Origin of the sequence: Streptomyces sp. NPDC005728, from assembly GCF_040630895.1 — a bacterium.
Lineage (GTDB): Bacteria > Actinomycetota > Actinomycetes > Streptomycetales > Streptomycetaceae > Streptomyces.
Genome location: NZ_JBEXYL010000233.1, coordinates 1 through 4317, shown reverse-complemented (window position 1 = coordinate 4317; position 4317 = coordinate 1). Strand labels below are relative to the sequence as shown.

At 75.0% G+C, this 4317-nt stretch carries 4 protein-coding genes; 3 read left to right on the top strand and 1 reads right to left on the bottom strand.

The genetic code is table 11. The features are described from left to right. Window positions 1–170 precede the first annotated feature (170 nt). Window positions 171–554, bottom strand: a complete 384-nt coding sequence (locus tag ABZ471_RS47915) for a BlaI/MecI/CopY family transcriptional regulator (RefSeq protein ID WP_359075449.1) — start codon at window positions 552–554, stop codon at window positions 171–173. A gap of 167 nt (window positions 555–721) precedes the next feature. Here ABZ471_RS47915 and ABZ471_RS47910 point away from each other — a divergent pair, with 167 nt between their 5' ends. The 3 genes from ABZ471_RS47910 to ABZ471_RS47900 form a co-directional block, all read left to right on the top strand. Beyond that, the gene (locus tag ABZ471_RS47910; RefSeq protein ID WP_359075448.1) at window positions 722–2209 is read left to right on the top strand and encodes a hypothetical protein; all 1488 of its coding nucleotides are present in this window, start codon (window positions 722–724) and stop codon (window positions 2207–2209) included. Window positions 2210–2318: 109 nt separating this feature from the next. Continuing rightward, complete coding sequence (locus tag ABZ471_RS47905) at window positions 2319–3248, top strand: lysylphosphatidylglycerol synthase domain-containing protein (RefSeq protein ID WP_359075450.1); 930 nt, start codon at window positions 2319–2321, stop codon at window positions 3246–3248. 155 nt (window positions 3249–3403) lie between these two features. Then, on the top strand, window positions 3404–4317 hold a 914-nt coding region (locus tag ABZ471_RS47900), incomplete at its 3' end, for a HoxN/HupN/NixA family nickel/cobalt transporter (RefSeq protein ID WP_359075447.1).

The window sequence follows — 4317 nt, the reverse complement described above, 5'->3', positions numbered from 1 at the left end:
GAGCAGCGCGGCCGTCAGCAGCACCAGCGACCAGGTCGCGGCGGCCGCGGTCAGCACGGCCGCCGACGTCAGCACGCGTGCGGCGAGCGCCGGGGCCACCCGGCCGCCGATCACCGGGGCGACGACGGACAGCAGCAGCGACAGCAGCAGCGGGGTGTACACGTCGAACCTCATGCGCCGCCTCCGGCGAGCAGCTCGCGCAGGGCCCGCTCCTCCTCGGGGCTGAGGCCGGTCACGAACTGCTGGAGTGCGGCGATCGGGTCGGGGCCGCGGTCCAGGGCCTCGTGCATGGCCTCGGCGGTCAGCTCCGCCGCGTTCTTCGCCGGACGGTACGCGCCGCGCCGCCCGTCCGCGTCCCGCAGCACCAGCCCCTTGTCGTACAGGCGTTTGAGGATGGTGTGCACGGTGTTGTAGGCGAGCCCGCCACCGATCTCGGACTGGATCTCCGCCGGGGTCAGCGGCCGCTCCGTGGCCCAGAGGGCGGCCAGCACCTCGCTCTCCAGCTTCCCGGCGCTGCGCCGCTCCGCCCTGCCGCGGGACCCTGTGCCAGCCATGCCCCAACCTTACAGCGCGTAGGGCCGTGGGCCGGATGGCCCTGTCCGCCCGGCACGGGCCGGTGAACCGCGCTAGTTTGTCCGTGTTTTCCCCGCCTCCCGCCTTCAGTCCTACAGGCTGTAGGGTGAAATGCGGCCCTACGAGCCGTAGGGGCAGAGGGGTGATCATGGTCGGCAGCGCGCACGCCACAGTCCGCGCGGCCCGGCGCGGGCACGCGAGCCGGGCGTCCGCCGGCACCGGTCGGGCCCGCGCCGCCTGGCCGCTCGCGGCCGTGGCGGCCGCCTTCACCCTGGCCCAACTGCTCCTCGTCGGGCCCGGCATGGGCCTCGGCTGGGACGAGACCGTCTACGTCAGTCAGGTCAGCGGACACGCACCCGCAGCCTTCTTCAGCGCCCCCCGCGCCCGGGGCGTCTCCCTGCTCGTCGCGCCCGTCGCCGCCTGGTCCTCGTCGACGGCGCTGCTGCGGGTCTACCTCGCCCTCCTGTCCGGCCTCGCCCTCTTCCTGGCCCTGCGCGCCTGGCGCGGCCTGTTCCCCGTCCGCGTGCTCGCCCTCGCCGGCGCCCTCTTCGCCTCCCTGTGGGTCACCCTGTTCTACGGCCCCCAGGCCATGCCCAACTACTGGGTGGCCGCAGGCGCCCTGGCCGCCGTGGCCTGCTTCCTGCGCGCCCGCGCCGACCGTGCGGACCGGGCCGCGCTGTGCGGCCTGGCCGCGAGCGCGGCCCTCATGGCCTGGATGCGGCCCACGGACGCCGTCTGGGCCGCCCTGCCGCTCCTTACCCTCGGCCTGCCGCGCCGCCACTGGCGCACCCTGCTCGTCCTCCTCGCCGGGCTCGCCGCCGGAGCCGTCGAGTGGGTGATCGAGGCGTACGTCGGCTACGGCGGCCTCGCGCGCCGCCTGTCGGACGGCTCGGCCATCCAGGGCGGACTCGGCCTGCACCTCGCCGTCGTGGACCAACTGCGCAGCCTCGGCGGACGGGCGCTGTGCCGGCCGTGCACCGGAGCGCTGCCCCACCCGCTGCTCACCGTCTGGTGGTTCGCGCTGCCGCTGCTGGCCGCACTCGGCCTGGCGGTCGCGGCCCGCGCCCGGCGCACCACGCCGACCCTGCTCCCGCTCGTCTGCGCGGCGACGGCCGCCTTCCCCTACCTCTTCATGATCGGCTACGCGGCGCCCCGCTTCCTGCTCCCCGCCTATGCCCTGGTCGCGATCCCCGTGGCCGACGCGCTCGTCCACCTGGCGACCGCGCCGGGCCGCGCCGGGCCGTCGGTGGCCACGATGCTGGTGGCGCTCGGACTCGCCGCCCACCTGGCCGTGCAGCTGACGATCCTGGTGCACGTGGCGGACCGCACCACCGCCGACCACCGCGGCTGGTCCCGCACCGCTGCCGCCCTGCACCGGCTCGGCGTCCGCCCGCCGTGCCTGCTCACCGGACATGAGGCCATCCCGGTCGCTTTCTACGCGGGCTGTTCCTCGGCGGCGACGAGCGGGCACAACGCCAACAGCACGGCACAGGCCATCGCCCGCACCGCGCGCCACACCCCGGTGGCCACCCTGGTGCACGCGGGCTCCCGGCCGCCCGGGTACGCCCGCCCCTGGCCGTCCGTGCCGCTCGACGGGCTGCGCCTCTACTACGCCGTACCGGAGGCCGGTTCATGACCAGGCGCCGTGGCAGAGGCGGGGGAGGCGGTCGATGACCCAGCACGCCGTACCGGAGGCCGCACCTGACGCCGCCCGCCCGGCCGCCGGCCCGCTCACGCCCCCACCCATGGACCTCGCCGCCGGCCGCCGCCGGGCCTACTGGCACACGCCGGTCTTCCTCGCCGTCCTGCTCTGCGCCGCCTACCCGGCCCGGCAGCACTGGCCGGTGGTGGAGGCCGGGGCGCTGCGGCTGGCTGTCGCCGACCACGGATGGCTGCTGCTCGGCGCGGTGGCCGCCGTGGGCACCTGGGCGGCCTCGGCGCTCGCCCAGCAGGGCGCGGTCGCCCGACGGCTGCCCGGACCGCGGCTGCTCGCCGCGCAGTTCGCCGCCTCCGCCGCGGGCCACCTGCTGCCCGCCGGGCTCGGCGCCGGCGCGGTCAACCTGCGCTTCCTGATGCGCTGCGGGCTGCCGGCGGGCCGCTCGGCGGGCGCGCTCGCCGTCAAGGCCACCGCCGGCGCCGCGGTCCGCCTCGCCCTCATCGCGGCCCTCGCCCCGCTCTGCCCCAGCCTGTTGCGCGCTCCGCACGTCTCCTGGGCCGCCGTCGCCGCCGTCCTCGGCGCGGCCGTGCTGCTCGGTGCGCTCCTGGCCGGGCCGCTGCGCCTGCGCTGCCGCCGCGCACTGGCGAGCGTCCTGGCCGACATCCGTGCCGTGCACGCCCGCCCGGCCCGCGCGGGCGCCCTCTGGGGCGGTTCGCTGGCCTTCGCCGCCCTGCACTCCCTGGTGCTCATCGCCGTCACCCGGGCCGTCGAACTGCCCCTGCCGTCCCTCCAGGTGGCCCTGCTGTACCTCGCCGCCAGCAGCGCGGCCGCCCTGCTGCCCACCCCGGGCGGCCTCGGCGGCCTGGACGCAGCCCTCGGCCTCGCCCTGACCGCGTCCGGCGCCCCCGCCGCGACGGCCGCCTCCGCCGTGCTCGGCTATCGGCTGCTGACCGTCTGGCTGCCGCTGGTCCCCGGCCTGCTGGTGCTCACGCTGCTGGTCCGGCGCAAGGCCCTGTGAGACGGCGCGCAGTGTCTGACCTCCCGTGACGGGTTTTCCCTCCTCATGGGGAAGGCCTGTCGCGGTCTTTACTGCACATGAGTTGCAGATGCGGGAGGACGGCGCAAGGCTGCGGAGTGCAGCCGCACCCGCACCACCGAAGGATCAACCTCCCGATGACGGCCGCCCCTGGTTCAGCTCCGTCCCTCCCCGCCCAGGCCGACGCCCCGCGCTCGGCCTGGCACCGCGTCCGCGGCTCGATGACGCGGCAGGAGTGGACCAGGGTCGGCGGGATGGCCGCCTTCGTCCTCGCGCTGCACGTGATCGGCTGGGGCACGCTGGTCGGTGTCGTCGCCCCCGAACACTTCAGCCTCGGCACCGAATCGTTCGGCATCGGTATCGGCGTGACCGCGTACACGCTGGGCATGCGGCACGCCTTCGACGCCGACCACATCGCCGCGATCGACAACACCACCCGCAAGTTGATGGGGGAGGGGCAGCGGCCCCTGTCGGTCGGCTTCTGGTTCTCGCTCGGCCACTCCAGCATCGTCTTCGCTCTGGCCCTGCTGCTCTCCCTCGGCATGAAGACCCTGGCCGGGCCCGTCCGCGACGACAACTCGCACCTGCACGAGGTCACCGGCCTGATCGGTACGACGGTCTCGGGCACCTTCCTCTACCTCATCGCCGGCATCAACCTCGTCATCCTGGCCGGCATCTGGAAGGTGTTCCGCCGGATGCGCTCCGGCGACTTCGACGAGGCCGCCCTGGAGGCGCAGCTGAACAACCGCGGCTTCATGAACCGTCTCCTCGGCCGCGTCACCGGGTCGATCACCAAGCCGTGGCAGATGTACCCGCTGGGCCTGCTGTTCGGCCTCGGCTTCGACACGGCGACGGAGATCGCCCTGCTGGTCCCGGCCGGTTCGGGCGCCGCCTCCGGCCTGCCCTGGTACGCGATCCTGTGCCTGCCCGTGCTCTTCGCGGCCGGCATGTCGCTCCTGGACACCATCGACGGCTCGTTCATGAACTTCGCCTACGGCTGGGCGTTCTCCAAGCCGGTCCGCAAGGTCTACTACAACCTCACCATCACCGG